Source organism: Parasphingorhabdus sp., assembly GCF_048267785.1.
In the GTDB taxonomy this organism is placed as follows: domain Bacteria; phylum Pseudomonadota; class Alphaproteobacteria; order Sphingomonadales; family Sphingomonadaceae; genus Parasphingorhabdus.
In genome coordinates, this window is sequence record NZ_JBLWWU010000013.1 from 40322 (window position 1) to 58206 (window position 17885).

At 53.4% G+C, this 17885-nt stretch carries 10 protein-coding genes and 1 tRNA gene; 8 read left to right on the plus strand and 3 right to left on the minus strand.

The window, feature by feature from the left end; genetic code table 11:
• The first annotated feature begins 8 nt into the window (after positions 1–8).
• Together ACN0VD_RS11610 and ACN0VD_RS11615 are read left to right on the plus strand one after the other, a co-directional pair.
• Entirely contained in the window at positions 9–1010 is a 1002-nt protein-coding gene (locus ACN0VD_RS11610; RefSeq protein ID WP_417594389.1) for an NAD(P)H-dependent glycerol-3-phosphate dehydrogenase, read from the plus strand.
• Positions 1011–1296: 286 nt separating this feature from the next.
• Positions 1297–2250: a crotonase/enoyl-CoA hydratase family protein gene (locus ACN0VD_RS11615; protein ID WP_417594391.1), complete on the plus strand. Its 954-nt coding sequence runs from the start codon at positions 1297–1299 to the stop codon at positions 2248–2250.
• Here the strand turns inward: ACN0VD_RS11615 and ACN0VD_RS11620 are convergent.
• A complete protein-coding gene (locus ACN0VD_RS11620) occupies positions 2226–4715 on the minus strand; it encodes an ATP-binding protein (RefSeq protein WP_417594393.1) in 2490 nt (829 codons plus the stop codon). The genes ACN0VD_RS11615 and ACN0VD_RS11620 overlap by 25 nt on opposite strands.
• Before the next feature lie 104 nt (positions 4716–4819).
• Positions 4820–6979 (minus strand): putative bifunctional diguanylate cyclase/phosphodiesterase, encoded by a 2160-nt coding sequence (locus tag ACN0VD_RS11625; RefSeq protein ID WP_417594395.1) that lies wholly within the window; start codon positions 6977–6979, stop codon positions 4820–4822.
• Between the two features lie 395 nt (positions 6980–7374).
• Between ACN0VD_RS11625 and ACN0VD_RS11630 the strand changes: the two genes are divergently transcribed.
• Positions 7375–9300 (plus strand): caspase family protein, encoded by a 1926-nt coding sequence (locus tag ACN0VD_RS11630; RefSeq protein ID WP_417594397.1) that lies wholly within the window; start codon positions 7375–7377, stop codon positions 9298–9300.
• A 47-nt stretch (positions 9301–9347) separates the two neighbouring features.
• On the opposite strand, the gene ACN0VD_RS11635 is transcribed toward ACN0VD_RS11630, so the two are convergent.
• Positions 9348–9424 (minus strand) — tRNA-Pro (locus ACN0VD_RS11635).
• A 185-nt stretch (positions 9425–9609) separates the two neighbouring features.
• Between ACN0VD_RS11635 and thyA the strand changes: the two genes are divergently transcribed.
• From thyA to ACN0VD_RS11660, 5 genes are all read left to right on the plus strand, one after another.
• Positions 9610–10542 (plus strand): thymidylate synthase, encoded by a 933-nt coding sequence (thyA, locus tag ACN0VD_RS11640; RefSeq protein WP_417594399.1) that lies wholly within the window; start codon positions 9610–9612, stop codon positions 10540–10542.
• 293 nt (positions 10543–10835) lie between these two features.
• Positions 10836–13985, plus strand: coding sequence for an autotransporter domain-containing protein (locus ACN0VD_RS11645; protein WP_417594401.1), 3150 nt, complete (start codon positions 10836–10838; stop codon positions 13983–13985).
• A gap of 169 nt (positions 13986–14154) precedes the next feature.
• A complete protein-coding gene (locus ACN0VD_RS11650; RefSeq protein ID WP_417594403.1) occupies positions 14155–15429 on the plus strand; it encodes a 3-methyl-2-oxobutanoate dehydrogenase (2-methylpropanoyl-transferring) subunit alpha in 1275 nt (424 codons plus the stop codon).
• Positions 15417–16439: an alpha-ketoacid dehydrogenase subunit beta gene (locus ACN0VD_RS11655; RefSeq protein WP_417594405.1), complete on the plus strand. Its 1023-nt coding sequence runs from the start codon at positions 15417–15419 to the stop codon at positions 16437–16439. Before ACN0VD_RS11650 ends, ACN0VD_RS11655 begins: the two co-directional genes overlap by 13 nt.
• Positions 16436–17755: a dihydrolipoamide acetyltransferase family protein gene (locus ACN0VD_RS11660; protein ID WP_417594407.1), complete on the plus strand. Its 1320-nt coding sequence runs from the start codon at positions 16436–16438 to the stop codon at positions 17753–17755. Before ACN0VD_RS11655 ends, ACN0VD_RS11660 begins: the two co-directional genes overlap by 4 nt.
• Positions 17756–17885: the final 130 nt, after the last annotated feature.

Below are 17885 nucleotides of genomic sequence, written 5' to 3' on the forward strand. Positions count from 1 at the left end.
GGGTCTATATGGAGTTGAGAGTCGGACTATTGGGTGGCGGATCATGGGGAACCACAGTTGCCTCTTTGGTGTCGCGGAATGCGCCGATCAAACTATGGGCTCGGAACCCTGAAACCGTCAGCGATATCAACGACAATCATCGCAACAGCAAATATTTGCCAGACGCCAAACTGCCGAAAGCCCTGACCGCGACATCCGAAATTGGCGATGCTGTTTCCGGGGCCGATGTGCTCGTGATGGGCATACCGTCCAGCAATTTTCGCAGCGTGCTGGAGGAAGCCAAGCAATATCTCCGGCCATGGGTTCCTGTTATCAGTCTGACCAAGGGGCTGGAACTGGCAAGCGGCAAACGGATGACCGAGGTAATTGAAGAGGTTCTTCCCGGTCATCCTGTCGGTGTTCTGACTGGTCCCAATCTGGCACGGGAAATTATGGCTGGCCAGGCGGCCGCCAGCGTGATTTCGATGGAAGACGAGATCATCGTCAAACAGTTGCAGCAGCTTTTTCACTCAGGCCTGTTTCGGGTTTATACCAATACCGACCTGCTCGGTTGCGAATTGGGTGGGGTGCTCAAGAATATCATAGCAATCGCCGTCGGCATGGGGGACGGTCTGGGTGCCGGCGATAATACCCGCTCGGCGTTGATTACCAGGGGGCTTGCTGAAATCACGCGTCTGGGCGTCGCCATGGGTGGCAGGCCGGAAACATTCTCAGGGCTTACCGGCATGGGTGATATGATCGCGACCTGCATCAGTCCGTTGAGCCGCAATCGTCATGTTGGTGTCGAGCTTGGCAAGGGACGTCATATCGACGAAATCATCGGTGAAATGCTGATGGTGGCCGAGGGCGTCAAAAGCGCTCCGACGGTGATCGCTCTGGCCAAGAAATACGGCGTCGCGATGCCTATTGCGGAGGACGTGTTCGAAGTAACCAAAGGCAAACGCTCTGCTGCGCGCGCATTTCGCGGATTGGTGAACCAATCCGCCGGGGCCGAGTCAGACGCGGGTTGAAAACAATCCGTTTTCAGAAGGGTCGAGATGCCTCAAGCCGCCCCTGATGACGGTTGCGATATGAAAAAACTGTATCATTCCTGGATTATATTGAAGATTTTAAACCAAGTAATTCCGCTCAAATGACTCAAAGATAAGAAAATTTCCGAGTCAATTAAGCATGTTAGGCAATCTTCTCGGTTTTACTTGCGTTGAAATGGGGCATAACATAAAATTCAATACCATAGGCGGAGGATATTGTTAGGCTGAGTATCGTCAAGCACCTTTGCCATTCAGGGAGTTTAATATGGAGTTTCGCAGTCGAGCGGCCAATGATGCGAAAGACAATCTGCTGATTGAGGCGAAGGATTTGCTAATCCAGTCGGCAGCCATTCCCGATCAAGATATTTTCCACAAACAGTTCAAAGAAATCGAACTGCGTTTTGATCGTTCCGATGAGATATTCTGGTGTTACATGAACCAGAAATCACGACCGAGCTATACCTATGAATTGGGAGAGGAAATCCAGCAGGTTCAAGACTGGATTCACTCCAACTATGCGATGGACGGACCGCAAAGGTCAGATCCATTGCGCTATTTTGTCTGTGGTTCGCGCACACCCGGTATCTACAATCTTGGCGGTGATTTGAAACATTTTGCGGATTGTATCCGGCGCCGTGACCTGGGTGCATTGAAAAAATACGCCCGTACCTGTGTGCATATGCAGTATGAGAATAGTACCGGTTTTGGTGCGCCTATCATCACCATGGCTCTCGTGCAGGGGGATGCGCTGGGGGGCGGTTTCGAGCACGCGCTGGCGTTTGACATATTGGTTGCCGAGAAAAGCGCACGACTGGGGTTGCCGGAGATATTATTCAATCTCTTCCCCGGTATGGGCGCTTACAGCTTTTTGCGTCAGCGCCTGGGCCGCAAAGATACCGAGCGCTTCATCCTCGAGGGCAAATTGCACACTGCTGCGGAATTATATGACATGGGTGTTGTAGACGTATTGGCTGAAGATGGCATGGGCGAAGCGGCTATCATCGCATATACGCAGGAAAACCGCCGACGCTATCATGCAGAGCGTGCTGTCTATCGCGCCCGGAAAATCGCAAATCCGGTCAGTCTTGAAGAACTGCTCGAGATTACAGATATATGGGCCGAAACTGCGCTCTATCTGGAAGAAGCAGATGTTCGAAAGATGGAGAGACTGGCAACGGCGCAGGACCGTAGGATTCAGCGATCATTGCGAGCGGTTTGACGATCAATCGGACTAGCGGGCGTAGTTTCTACGACCATAGTTTGCTGACCATTTGAAGAACTGCGTTCCAGGCAGGATCGAATATCGGCAATCTGGCATTCGACTTTTTCCAGATATTCAAAGCGTCGATTTTTGAAATCCCGTTCGCCAATGACCTCAAGTTTTGAACATGTTTCCACGAGGATGTTTGCGCCGATATTTGCCGCTCCGCTTTTAAATGCATGGGCATGAAAGCGAAAATCGTCGACCGATTGATCGTCGATAGCTTTCCTGAATGCGGTCATGATGTCGTCGGCATCCTGCAGATAGGCATCGATAATCGATTGAACAAAAGCTTCATCTCCAATCGAAAGGAGATAGTCCAGTTGCGCCGGATCAATGGCCGGCGTTACGGGGCGGCCCTTGTTCTCGTCGAGATTGCTGACCACGCCAAGCGGGTCAGAGGCAGCACTATTTGGTGGCTGATCGGTGATATGGGCTGTTTGTGAAGTGATGACTGCGATCAATTCCTTTGCCTCAATCGGTTTTGTCATTCGCAGATCCATGCCCGCGTCGAGGCATTTCTTTTCTGTCTCTTCAGTTGAATCCGCCGTTAGACCGATAATCGGAATATGTTGTCGCGGCCCTTCTATCTGGCGCCACAATCTGCAGCATTCGATGCCTCCCATGACCGGCATGTTGACGTCCAGAAAGACAATGTCAAACGAACCGTTGTCGAGCTCTTCAAGCGCCTTTTCACCATCTACAACTACGGTTACTTCATGGCCGGCGTTGGCCAGGATAGTTTCCAGCACCATCTGGTTGGTGCGGTTGTCGTCGGCGATCAGCACCCGCACCGAGCTATGGTCGTCTGGCTGGAAATCGTCGTTGGTTTCGATCTGATGCTTCGTTCCTGATTCAGCGAAAGAACAGCCAATCTGGACTGCGCTACGAATGGCACCAAAATCGGAATTCGCGGGAAGGAGAGTCGCAAATGCGGCTCTTAGTTGGATATCCGTCAGGTTTTTCTCTTTGCCATCGGTGAACAGAACTGGAGGAAGCTTGGCTCTCCGGAACGCAGACCATAATGGCGAGTCGTCACCATGTTCGCTTGCGATGGCATTATCCAGCAGGGCAATATCGTACAGCTGTGTATCGGATCGTTCGATAATTTTTGCGATATCATCAGATTCTTCGCATTGAATATGGTCGATGACCAACTGCTGGTTATCGGTGTTGCAGATGACCGGCGCATGTTCGTTCCGGGTCAGGGACAGAATTCTTACGCTGTCGTCGTCAGAGTCATGAACGTTGGCGTGCACGGTTTCGGTCGGAAAGCACAAGGTGAACGTGCTACCGACGCCGACTTCACTGTCGACTGAAATATGCCCCCCCATTTGCGTGGCCAGCTTATTGCAAATTGCCAAGCCCAGCCCGGTTCCCCCGAACTCGCTCGCAATCGTATCATTGGCCTGATGGAAAACATCGAAAATTTTCTGATGCGCTTCCTTGGGAATACCTGGACCGGTGTCGCTCACCGACAGCCACATCTGATCATGTTCGTTGCCCGGAGCGAAGCCACATTTCAAGGTGATCGATCCCGAGCTGGTAAATTTGACCGCGTTGCTGGTCAGGTTGATGAGAATGTTGCGGATATAATCGAGTTGACCAGAGATGAGCTGGTCGCTGTTTGGTTCAGCCTGAAGGACAATTTTGAGATTTTTTTCGTCGGCCGCAATCTGCATGATTTCGCGAACTTCGGAAAGAACGTCGACAAGAGAAAATTGCTTTGGTTCAGGTAGTTCATCACGTGAATCCGTCTGGGCGAAGTTCAGCAACTGGTTGATCAGATGCAGTAAATGACGGCCGGCGGATACGCTGGTTGCGACCATTTGATGCTGTTTTTCCGGTAGCTTCATATCCAGCAGATGCGTGCCATAGCCAATGATTGCATTTAGCGGCGTCCGCAATTCATGACTGACACTCGCGAGGAACAGGCTCTTGGCTTTACTCGCCTCTTCGGCTTCTTCCTTGGCTTGGGAGATTTTGGTGATCAGTGTCGAGCAATAGGCGGGTATAACCAACAGCCCGACCAGAAGGCCGATTGATAAAGAGAGGCTGTTGCGCCAAAAATCGACAGTATAGATGGTCCATCCGAATGCGAGGGCGGCCATTACCGAGGCGAGAAAGAGCCAAGGCACGCCAAAACGAAAGCCATTGCCGAGAATGACCCAGAGCATTAGCGGATAAACAGCGGCAACACTCTCCCCGCCGATCTGGAACAGGAATGTTGCTGCACCAAAATCTGTGCAGAGGCCAATGAACCGCCGCAAACTCGAAGGCTTCCGATGAACGTGATAGGCGATTGCGATCGCGATACTGACAACGAAATAGATTCCGAAACCAATGATCAAGCCGGTGGGCGCGCTCAAGATAGCGCAAGCGGACCATGCGAGAACAATCAGAATGATCCGGTTTTTGATCATTTCATGTTCCCGATCGCGCGCTTGGCCGTCCATGCCATGGTGCGAATCCAGGTGTCGATGATGCGCTTTGGGTGCTCCGCGCGACGGTCGGGAAAACACGACGGTTAGCCTTCGGCCAATCGACCAGCTACAGGTGGTTTTTGCCCATCAAATAATTTGTGGAGATCTTCCGCCCGTTGCGGCCGTGCAATCTGAAATCCCTGGATTTCATCGCAGCCCGAAATCCGCAGCAAATCCAGCTGCGCATCATTTTCCACGCCTTCTGCGACCACACGCATATCGAGAGCATGGGCCAGATGGGCAATGGTTCCGATAATCGCACGATCGGCCGCGCTGTGTTCAATGCGCGATATGAATGTGCGATCAATTTTGAGGCAATTGGCTGGCAGATCTCGCAGATATTGCAGCGAAGAATAGCCCGTCCCAAAATCATCAATCGATATTCCCACACCATGGCTGCGTATACGCTGAAGTGTTTCCCGGACTTCCTCGTTATTATCGATCAACAGCTCTTCGGTAATCTCGATGGTGATTTTGGAAGGCTCGATGTCGTTGGCTGCGATGCTTGCCAGCAATTCTTCGCAAAGATTCTGATTTTGAAATTGGCGGGGTGAAACGTTGATGGCGACGCGGGGCAGATCAATGCCCCGATCAGCATGAGCCTTTATTTCGCGACATACTTCGCCGATTACCCAGTTGCCCATCAGATCCATAAGTCCACTGTCATCGGCAACCCGGATGAACTGGATGGGCAACAACCGGCCGCGGACAGGATGATCCCATCTGATCAATGCTTCCAACCCAACATATTCGAGCGTAGTTGCGTCGACAATTGGTTGATATTCCAATGAAAACTGGTCTTTGGCGAGCGCGTCGCGCAATTCATTTTCGAGTGCGGCATCGGCTTGCGCTATTTCGTTCATATCTTCGGAGAAGAAGCGATGGCAATTGCGGCCATTAGCCTTGGCGTCATACATCGCAAGATCCGCCATGCGCAGAACTTCTTCATATTCATCGCCATCACCGGGGATCAGGCTTACACCGATGGATGCGCTGATAACCTGACCGACGCCGCTGATCGCATATGGTTCGTTGATGGAGTTCAGAATTTTGATGCAGCGCAAGTTGAGCGAATCAATACTTTCGAACTTGTTCAAGATGATCGCAAACTCGTCGCCGCCGATGCGCGCAGCAAAATCGTCAGGACCGATGACCTTCGAAATGCGTTCCGCGACTTCTCGCAACAGCGCGTCACCACTATGATGGCCACGGGTATCGTTGATGATCTTGAACCGGTCCAGATCAAGGAGCAATAGAGCCGCCTCGCTGCCGGTTTTCTTGCAATGGTCGATGGTTGATTTGACATTCTCGGCAAGAAGCACCCGATTGGGAAGCCCGGTCAACATGTCATGCAATGCCAGGTGGGTTCTATGCTCCTCGGCAAATTTCCGGGCCGTTATGTCAACCGCCGTTGTAAGAACACCAATCGCTTCTCCTTTATGGTTGAGGAGGGGCGATTTGTTGCAATGAAAAATCAGATCGACACCGTCGCTGGTGATTTTTTCTTCATAATGGGGAATGGCAAGACCGGATTTCAGGACAAGTTCATTCCTGCGGCGGGAATTGGCGGCCAAAGCTGGTTCCAGGAATGCCGCAAAATCTGCGCCCACCATCTCATCCGGATCTTTATCGAACAAGGCGGATTGATAGGCGTTGGTAAACAGGCAGTTTCCCGAACGATCTGTTGCGTTGATCATGATCGGGATGGTGTCGATAATCTGCTCAAGCATGCTTTTGCCTGAGGGACCGTCTTTGGTTAAGGTTTCACTGACGGCGGCATGTTTCCGCTCAATTTCAGACGCACGCCTGCGCAGTGTAACTGTCTTCTTGCTTTTCGTTAGCAGGGACAATGCGCGGCTACAGAATTCGACATGCGAAACCGGGCTTTGCAGAAAATCAGTTGCGCCCGCATCGAGCGCGGCCAGCCGACATTCGCGGTCCTGATGGGCAGTGATAACAATGGCTGGAATCTCGCTGGCACCGGGCATCATACGGACTTTGCGAATAAATTCCGCACCGTTCATCTGGGGCATGCGATAGTCGACCACCATCAAATCGGCCTGATTATCATCGAGCCAATGCAATGCCTCAACAGGATCGGTATAGGTGATGGCGGAGTATTTTTCCCCCATCAACGTTACGAATTGAGCATAAATTCTCAGGTTGGTGGGCCGATCATCGACTATTAAAACGCGCGTGTTCATGTTGATAGCACTACAGGCTTATGTTCAAGATAAGGTTAACACCCAATTATGAATTTATAATGTTAGATTTCAGTGGGTTGACAGGATTTCTTTGAAATAAGGCAAAACGGCTGCTGCTTGAGGGATTATTTTCCAATCTTGAATACAAAGTTACAGGTTGTAGTTTTGTTGTACATAAATTCTTCAGGCCCATCGTTCTGATGGCGCAATCGCGGGTTGGCATAATGGGAATGATTACAATTCTCGCCACTGATGTTGCCTTTTTTTTCGACTTTCGGTTAAAGTACGCGAGCTATTTGTGGAGAGAGGGCGCAGTCTTCACAGTAGCTGTCATCAGGACGTGATCGGCGATTATCTGCTTGACCGTTGCGGTAAGTCCATTGGGGGAATATTCAATGATCCGACTGGGTTTTTTGATAATCATTTTTATTGCGTCACTTTCACCTGAGGTGGTCGAAGCCAAACGCGTTGCGCTGGTTATTGGCAATTCGGCATATGTCAACACCGGTTCGCTGTCCAATCCTGTGAATGATGCCAATATTGTCGCCGATTCTGCGCGCAAAGCAGGCTTTGATGATGTTACCGTAGCACTGGATTTGACGGTAAACAGCTTTCAGCGAGAGCTTCGCACATTTCGGGAAAAAGCCGATGGTGCAGATATTGCGATGATCTATTATGCCGGTCATGGCATCGAGGGGCAGGGGGACAATTGGCTCATTCCAATCGACGCGAAGCTCAACACCGTTGCGGGCCTTGCTGACGAAGCGATAAATCTCGATCAGATGACGGAAGCCGTTTCGGGCGCACGGATCAGAATGATTGTGCTGGATGCGTGTCGCGACAATTCATTCGGCAATGCTTGGGTTGAGGGCGCGAAGACTGTCACGCAGGGCTTGGCGGAATATGGCGCCGATGGCGTGCTCGTCATTTATGCGGCGGCATCCGGCAAAACAGCTATTGATGGCAGCGGATTCAATTCTCCCTTCGCGGTATCTCTGGCGAAGCGTCTGCCGCAACCCGATCTTCCGATACAGATGCTGGCCGGGATCGTGCGTGACGATGTGCTGGCGGCAACTGGTGGCAACCAGCGTCCCTTTATGAGCGCCAAAATCACCGGTACACCCGTCTATCTTGTGCAGGCGTCAACGGCGGAAACAAGTCCCGCTGGTTCGCCGCTTCCGGGTGCCGGTCCGGCAGCCCCGACGCCAGAGACTCGCGCAGTCATCCCGGTTTCTCTGCCGCCCAGTGAGCCAGAACGGTCTACGACCCCCGCGGATGCCGGTTTGAGGTCCGAGGCTGATCTGGCTTATGTGCCGCCAGCGAAGATCGAACCGGCCTTGCCGGCGCTGCCGCCAACACCGCAATTACCCGCGGAAGGCTATCCGGATTGCCGGGAAAACTATCAGGTTTTCGTCATGCCATTCGACAAAGCCGAAGACATTAACCAGTGCACGATCAAGCTGGATAGCTATTATAGGGAAATATTGACGCCGTTTCGCGAGCGGATGATCGAACATCAAAATGCTATCTCCCAACTTTATATCGAAAAAGTCGGCGGTAATGAGCAATATTCACCCAAAAGCCAGAAACGCTTTTACGAGATGATGATGAAGGAACACGCGGCTTCGGATCCCGCAGGAGTCAATCTGGCTGCCTATCGGACGGCCGAAGCGCGATATCAGACGGATCGCGAATATCTGCAGGACCGCTATTGTTTCAACACCGGATGTGACGGCTATCCGGTACCCGAGTTTGACGTAGAGCTGGCGCTCGCACAACCGAAGCTACGAATGGATCGATCCGCCGGCTTGCAGGAAGGTTCCGGGCAAATCGCCAGCGTAGACGATCCTGTGGAGAACCGGAAAAAGACCAGCAAAAAAGACAGGAAGAAGAAAAGGAAATCCGGTCCCCAAAAATGCAAGGGGGCGAAATCCGGAGGTGGGCTGATTGGCGGTTTGCTGGGCGGCGTTATCGGGGATGCAGCTGGACTGGGCAATGTGGGAACATTGATCGCTGGTGGAGTGGGCGCTGTCATTGGCGCAGAGATCGCCTGCCAGCTTGACCAGGAGGAACAGGAAAAGGCAGCCGAAGCCACGATGGCAATCGTCGAGAAGGAAGAGGTGGGCGCGGTCGCGACATGGCAGAGCCCGACCCGTGCCGATGTTTCGGGTTCTTCTACCATCACTGCGCTGACGTCTGAACCGGATGGACGGAGATGTCTCAGCATCACCGATATCGCCATCATCGATGGCGAGGAAACAAAAATAGCCAAGCAAATGTGCCGCGGTCCCGGAGAGACAAATTATTCCCTGATGGCGTAATTTGGCGGAAATGCCCCATGATATTGCATTTCACGCTTACTAATCACTGGTCGGGAAGAGAGGATTCGAACCTCCGGCCCCTGCGTCCCGAACGCAGTACTCTACCAGGCTGAGCTACTTCCCGATCCGTTCACTTGTTTCAATGTGAGGGATGCGATGGGCATATTATATGCCAGTCTGATTAGTGGTTCAAGCCATCGCCAAAATAACTTATGCAATGCCATCGGGGTTTTGAGTTAGCCGGATTCGGTTGAGGATATGACCAGAGCGGTCTAGCGTTTGCAGAACATTTGGTTGGAGAATGATGGTTTGATTCCCGGACAACATTATGAACAGCAATATCTCGATCTGATGCGCCAGATCTGGGCGGAGGGAGATGAGCGTATTGATCGTACCGGAGTGGGTACGCGCGCCATTTTTGGCGCGACGATGCGTTTTGACCTCGGGGATGATGCGATCCCGCTGCTGACGACCAAGCGTGTGTTCTGGAAAACGGCGGCCCGCGAGATGCTCTGGTTTCTCACCGGTGATACCAATATTCGCGCATTGGTGAAGCAGAATGTCCATATCTGGACTGACTGGCCGCTCGACAAATATCGCAAGGAAACCGGCGAACAACTGGATCGGGATGGGTTTGAACAGCGGATCATCGAAGATGATGTTTTCGCTGCGAAATGGGGCGATCTTGGCCCGGTCTATGGCAAGCAATGGGTCGACTGGCCGCGTTACACACCGGCAGGCGAGGGGCTCTATCGCCGGGAAAAACGGGGCATCAACCAGATTGAATTATTGATCGACGGGATCAGGAACAACCCCGGTTCGCGGCGCCATATTTTTACCGGCTGGAATGTTGCCGAACTGGACCAGATGGCATTGCCGCCCTGTCACAAGACCTATCAGTTTTACGTCTCCGGCGGGAAACTGTCGGGGCTGCTCTATCAACGCAGTTGCGACCTTGGTCTCGGTTTTGCGTTCAATGTGTTCTCGGCCGCGCTGTTGATCCGGATGATTGCCCAGCAGTGTGACCTTGAACCGGGGGAACTCGTCTGGAATGGCGGCGATGTGCATCTCTACCTCAATCACGCCGATCTTGTCGAAGAGCAGATTAGGCGGACGCCTTCGGGCGCTCCCAAGCTGAAAATTCAGCGCAAGCCGGATTCTATTTTTGATTATCAAATCGGCGATTTCGCCGTGGAGGATTACGCTCCGCAATCCCATATCGCTGCGCCGGTTGCTGTTTAAGGTTCCACTCTCGAATCTGCGTCACGACTGCGTGTTTCAGTCGCGGCACAATCTAGTCTTGGGATTTTATTTCCGGGTAGCAATATATACTTCTAGTAAAATATGATACTAAAGTGTCTCTACGCGAGTCGTGTGTTCCGTTTTTGAGTAGTGAAGGAGTAGTCCAGCCAACTCTTAGGGGAGAGCATAGAATGTCACTTCGTTCCATCAATCGTTCACTATTGGTCACGGTATCTTCAGCAACCTGCTTAGCAAGTTTGTCGGCAGCGGCCCATGCACAAACCGGGCCCACCATGGTTGAAGATGCTCCAGCTATTGTCATTCGCGATGATCTGACTTTGAATGATCCTCCTCCGGTCGGTGTTCTTGACAATATCGTGGATGTCACCGGTGTTGGACAGATGACCGTAAGGCCTGATCAGAACACGACCTCGCTCGGTCTTTGTACCGGTACGCTGATCAATCCCCGGACCGTTATCTTTGCGGCTCACTGCGTCAACGATCAAGCTGCCGACTCATATGGTTTCGCGACAGGAGGAACGGCGATTGCCTTCGGATTCAGCGCGGACAATCTCCCGGCAGTTCGCCGATGGGTAGGACTTGATGGCGGTATCGCAAACCAGACCGACGTAGATTTCAACATCTATAATGTCGAGCAAGTCTGGTATGATGAACGTTCTCTTGCGACCGGTTTTCTTGAGGCGGATGTCGCGCTGGCAACGCTTGATACCCATGCCGATGGCGTTCCAACCTGGACTATGTTGTTCTCACCATTAACGGCTGAAACACATGGCATCATCAACGGGTACGGAGCGAGGGGGCTAGGGTCCAACGGGGCCAATCTCGGTATTGATTTCCGTCGGCGTATTGCAGAGAATATGATTTCGTCCGCAAGCTCGCTGAATGACAGAAATAATTTCCTCTTCGGCCCGGATGATTACGGATTGCCGCAGACGCTGTATAATACAGATTTTGATAGCCCGGCCGGTCAGGATGCCTTTGATGACACAAATGGCATGTTCGATTTTGACCTCTATGACGGGGCTGCATTGCCGCGAGAAGGCACCACTGCAGGCGGTGATTCCGGTAGCGCATTGGTCGCCGATGAGCTTTTCGACACGCCGGTGATCACAGCGGTATTGTCTGGCGGTTCGAGGTTTTTCGGCAATGATCCGAACGACCCGCTGACGTTCCAGCCATTCTCATCCTATGGAACGCAAAGCTTCTATCAGCCCCTCTATCTGTTCTGGGACCAGATCGTGGCAAATAACAGCTATGTTTACGCGTCCAGCCGTCCGGGCAGTCGCGACTGGTTAAACCCGCATCATTGGGTACAGGATATGGATCCCAATTACGGCATTGAGGTTGATGGTGAACTCGTCAACGCACTCCCGGGATTTGAGGCACCGGGCGTGACCGGCGACACACCGAAATTTGGCAATATCTGCTTCCTGGACGACTGCCTCGATCTGTCGACCATAAGTGCGGAATTTGATGAAGGAACGCCGAATAGCGTCTTCATCGAAGGTGGGCCAGGTAGCCGGCACTTCGTCCCCGATAACGTCGTTGCTGATCCGTCGGCCGATATTCGCGCACGCTATTATGAAGTAACGCTCGCGGCCCACGGAACCACCAGATTGCGTGATGATGTCACCATTGACCGGTTGAACCTTCAGGGCGCAGCACGGCTTGATATCCGCAGCGGCGGAAATCTGAAAGTCTGGGGTGATTATACCCAGACTGGCGGGTGGCTGGACCTTGACGGTAGCCTCACAACCGGCGAAGCTTTCTTTGGGACAGGGCTGCTGACCGGTAATGGCTTTTTTGATCCGACATTCCTGACTTCGGTCAACGGTTCTATTGCTCCTGGCAGTGGTTTCGGGGATACCGGGACATTGACGATCGCGGGTGACGTCATCCTGGCTTCCGGAACATTGTCCCTTTTTGATGTTAATCGATACGGTAATGATCAGTTGGCGGTGGTCGGTGATGCCGACAATCCCGGGATCATTTCCTTGGGCGGTACAGCGGCGGTGATCAATGCATTTGGTCGCAGGAGTGCCCGCTATGGTCAGACTTTCGAGATCATCACGGCGGAAGGTGGCGTCGAAAATACCTTTGACAATGTGGTGGGCAGGATCGGTGTTCTCTATCCGGAGCTGAGCTACGGTTCGAATAATGTTATCGCGAGGATGCGGGTTATCCGTTTCTCGGATTTCTTCCGGAGCAGCGGTATTACCAACCCGTTCTCACTGGCGTTCGGCAATGCTTTGGACAGTGTGCGCGGTCACTCCTATACCGATCTCGCCAATGTCTACGGTTTGATCGATGTTATGGAAGCTCCTGAATTGAATGCGACCTTCCAGAGCCTGTCCGCCTCGCAAGCCGGCCGGACAACCACTTTGGATGAAAGGCAAAGCTCGACGATGCGGACTTTGGTTTCGGATCGCCTGTCATTGCTCGGTTCCGAGCAGGGCGTTGCGGGCAAAATCCAGATTGTGGGTGCGCCTGAGGTTTTCGATAGCCGCCGTCAGATGATCGGCAGCACCGCTTCGCAAATCAGTTTTGCCAAAAATTATCAGTCTTCCAGTTGGGACGCCGTGGCACTGCCCGAAAATATGAGCGGTTTCATGTCTGCCGGATTTCAGCAGTCATCGCTGGCATTCTCGGGCAATAATAGCGGGGTAGAACAGGGTAGCTGGCATATCGCAATGGGTCTGGAATTTGGTCTTGATGATCGCTCAACTTTCGGGACCGCCTTCGGTTACGCCAATGGCGTGCAGGAGGTTGGCGGCAGTGTGGCCAATGTGGAAACGAACCAGGCGTCGGTTTACGGCAATTATCGCCTGGGTGGAAATTTCTACATCGGTGGTCAGGCCTCCATGTCTTATTCGCAGATCGACTCCAACAGCCGGATCACGGCGGGGCTTTCATCCAGCAACCTGAATACCGATTCTCTGGCGTTTGCGAGCGAGGTCGAAGCCGGCTATAATATTGATGTCGATGGTTTGATGCTGACGCCCCGGGCGAGCATTGGTTATTCATCCTATAATGTTGCGGGTTTCCGCGACAGCGCCGGTAGTCTGGCGCTGGCGGTGGATGAGATCAGCCGTTCGGGTCTGGAGGCCAAGGTCGGCTTGAAAATATCGGGCAGCACCAAATTGAGCTTTGCATCGGGATGGTCGTTCCAGCCCGCAATGAAGCTTGACTATGTGAACCGGATTTCCGGGAATGACACGAACTTCCGGGTTCGCTTCCTCGATGCCGAAAATGTATCACTGCTATTGCCGATCGGTTTGCAGGATTCCTCCTATGGAGAGATCAAGGGCGGATTCAGCTTCAGGAAGGGCGATCTGAGCTTTGGTGCTGCGGTCGAAAGCCGGCTGGGGCAACAAATCTATCGTGATGATCGCGCGATGATGAACATGGCTCTGCGCTTCTAAATATTGAGATCTTTCAGGATAACAGGAAAGGGGGGCATTAAATTGCTCCCCTTTTTTTATGCCTCAGCATAGGACAGAGACATTGACCTTTATGTGAAGATGAAATAATATAACAACCGATTGAAATAAATATTGCGCTGCAACGTTGCGGTGCAGCAGGAGAGTTTGGATGGTTGATGACAAACGCAAAAGCAATTTGCCGCCCCTGACTTTGCACATTCCCGAACCCAAATTCCGTCCGGGTGATGTGGTAGACTATAGTGATCTCGACATCCCTCAAGCCGGTGCGCAGGCACGACCGGACATTAATACCGCGCCGAAGGATATGCGGGATATGGTCGATGACATGATCCGCGTGCTGGATGATGACCATAAAGCTGTGGGGCCCTGGGACCCCAAGCTGGATGACGAAATATTACTCAAAATGCTCCGCACGATGGTGCAGGTGCGCACCTTTGATGACCGACTCCATCGCCAGCAGCGCCAGGGCAAGACTAGCTTCTACATGAAATGTACAGGCGAGGAGGCGACATCGGTTGCCGCTGCAATGGCCTTGGATGCAGACGATATGTGCTTTCCGAGCTATCGACAGCAAGGCATATTGTTCGTTCGCGGCTATCCGATGATCGAGATGGTCAACCAGATTTTCTCGAACAAGGCGGACAAGCTCAAAGGCCGCCAGCTGCCGATCATGTATAGCTCGCGCGAGCTGAATTTCTTCACCGTGTCGGGCAATCTGACCACGCAATATCCGCAAGCAGTGGGTTGGGCGATGGCTAGCGCCAGCAAGGGCGACAGCCGGATTGCCGCCGCATGGTGCGGCGAGGGATCGACCGCCGAGGGTGATTTCCACGCGGCGATGACCTTCGCCGGGGTATATAACGCTCCGGTGATCATGAATGTGGTCAACAACCAGTGGGCGATATCCTCCTTTTCCGGCTTTGCGGGTGCCGAGCGGGCGACCTTTGCCGCACGCGGTGCCGGCTATGGCATCGCCGCGCTGCGGGTTGATGGCAATGATCCGCTAGCGGTCTATGCGGCGACAAGCTGGGCGGCGGAACGGGCGCGGACCAATCAGGGGCCAACCCTGATCGAGCATTTCACCTATCGCGCCGAAGCCCATAGCACGTCCGATGATCCGACCGCCTATCGCAGCGCGCAGGAGCGGGAGGAATGGCCGCTCGGTGATCCGATCAACCGGCTGAACAAGCATCTGATCCAGCGCGGCGTGTGGAGCGATGAGCAACAGGAGCAGCTCGACGCGGAATGTCTTGCAGCGGTCAAGGAAGCGGTGACCGAAGCGGCCAAGAACGGCATATTGGGCCATGGTCTGCACCAACCGTTTGAAACCATGTTTCAGGATGTGTTCGAGGAAATGCCCTGGCATCTCAAGGAACAAGCCGAACAGGCCAACAAGGAACGGGAAATCAAATGGCCGTCATGAATATGATAGAGGCTATCAACAGCGGCCTCGAAACGATGATGGAGCGCGACGAAAATGTTGTGATCATGGGCGAAGATGTCGGCTATTTCGGCGGGGTTTTTCGCGCGACCGCCGGCCTTCAGGAAAAATTCGGCAAGACCCGCTGTTTCGATACGCCGATCTCCGAATGCGGCATCATCGGTGCGGCGGTGGGCATGTGCGCTTATGGATTGCGCCCGGTGCCGGAAATCCAGTTCGCGGATTATATCTATCCGGGAATGGACCAGCTGATCTCGGAAGCGGCGCGGCTGCGCTACCGTTCGGCGGCTGAATTTACCGCGCCGATGACCGTCCGTTCACCGGTTGGTGGCGGTATTTTTGGCGGGCAGACGCATAGCCAGTCTCCGGAGGCCATGTTTACCCATGTTTCGGGCCTGAAAACGGTCATTCCGTCAACGCCGTATGACGCCAAGGGGCTGTTGATTGCCTCGATCGAGGACAATGATCCGGTGCTCTTTCTCGAGCCCAAGCGGATCTACAATGGTCCGTTCACCGGCTATTATGACAATCCGGTCTCGCCTTGGTCGAAATTTGCCGAGTCCGAAGTGCCGGAGGGCCATTATACCGTGCCGCTCGGCAAGGCGAAGATCGTGCGCGAAGGCGATGCGGTGACGGTACTGACTTATGGCACGATGGTGCATGTCGCCAAGGCGGTGGTCGAGGAACATGGCATCAACGCCGAGGTAATCGATCTGCGCACTCTGGTGCCAGTCGATATCGAGACGATCGAAAAGTCGGTCAAGAAAACCGGCCGCTGCCTGATCTTGCACGAAGCAACCCGGACCAGCGGCTTCGGTGCGGAGTTGTCCGCGCTTGTGCAGGAACGCTGTTTCTATCATCTTGAAGCACCGATTGAACGGGTGACCGGATTTGACACGCCCTATCCGCACAGCCTGGAATGGGCCTATTTTCCGGGTCCGGTCCGGATCGGCGAAGCGTTGGAAAAGATTGTCAGGGATTTGAAATCATGAGCAAATATATATTCAACCTGCCGGATATTGGCGAGGGTATTGCCGAGGCGGAAATCGTCAAATGGCATATCAAGATCGGCGATGTCGTGGCCGAAGATGACCAGATTGCCGACGTCATGACCGACAAGGCGACGGTCGAGATGGAAGCACCGGTTTCGGGCAAGATCATTGGCCTGGCCGGTGAAGAAGGCGACATTATCGCGATTGGTTCGATGCTGGTGGAGATCGAGGTCGAGGGTGACGTTGACGCCGATAAATTGGAAGATTTGGAAGCATCCAGCGCGGTTCCGGATGAGGCCGCTCAGGCCGATATTGACGTCGTGCCGTCAGAGCAAGTCATTGATAAAAAAGGAAGTATTTCGGATATTCCAACAAGTCCAGTTGTTCAGAAAGAGTCTGAAGAGTCTTCTGCCGCTCCAACAAGGCTTGACGCCATGCCCGCCCGGAATGAACAACCGAAATCGCTCGCTACGCCTGCCGTTCGCAAGCGGGCCGCCGATCTCGGTGTCGACCTGAGCGAGGTCAAGGCGCAGGGCGAGCATATCCGGCACAGCGATCTTGACGCCTATCTCAACTATGGTGCGGGGCAGGGCTATCGTCCGTCCGGTGCCGTGCAGAAACGTGACGACGAGACGATCAAAGTTATCGGAATGCGGCGCAAAATCGCGCAGAATATGGCAGATTCGAAACGAAATATCCCGCATTTCTCCTATGTCGACGAAATTGACATGACCGAGATCGAGGATATGCGCGGCGACCTCAACGCCAATCGCGGCGAGCGGGCGAAGTTGACGATCCTTCCGCTGATGATCGCGGCGATCTGCAAGGCCCTGCGCGATTTTCCGATGCTGAATGCGACCTATGATGATGAGGCCGGCTTTGTCACCCGCCATGGCGCCGTCCATCTTGGCATGGCGACCCAGACCAATCAGGGGCTGATGGTGCCGGTTCTGCGCAATGCCCAGGACATGAATGTCTGGCAACTGGCGTCTGAAATAGCCCGTCTGGCAAGCGCGGCGCGCGACGGCACGGCGACGGCAAAAGAGCTGACGGGGTCCACCCTGACGCTGACATCGCTGGGCCCGTTGGGCGGTATCGCGACGACGCCGGTGATCAACCGTCCGGAAGTGGCGATCATCGGTCCGAACAAGATTGTCGAACGGCCGATGATCATCGACGGCGAAATTCATGCGCGGAAGCTGATGAATCTGTCGATTTCGTGCGATCACCGTGTGGTCGACGGCTATGATGCCGCCAGCTATGTGCAGGCGCTGAAACATCTGCTCGAAACGCCGGTGCTGCTGTTCGCGGATTGAAGAGGGCGGGGAGCTACCGTTCGTCCTGAGCTTGTCGAAGGACAGCGCGCGCCGATAGGTGCACTTCGACAGGCTCAGTGCGAACGGAAAGAGGCAATTGCAATTATTCTCCCTCAGGGGAGAAGGGAAA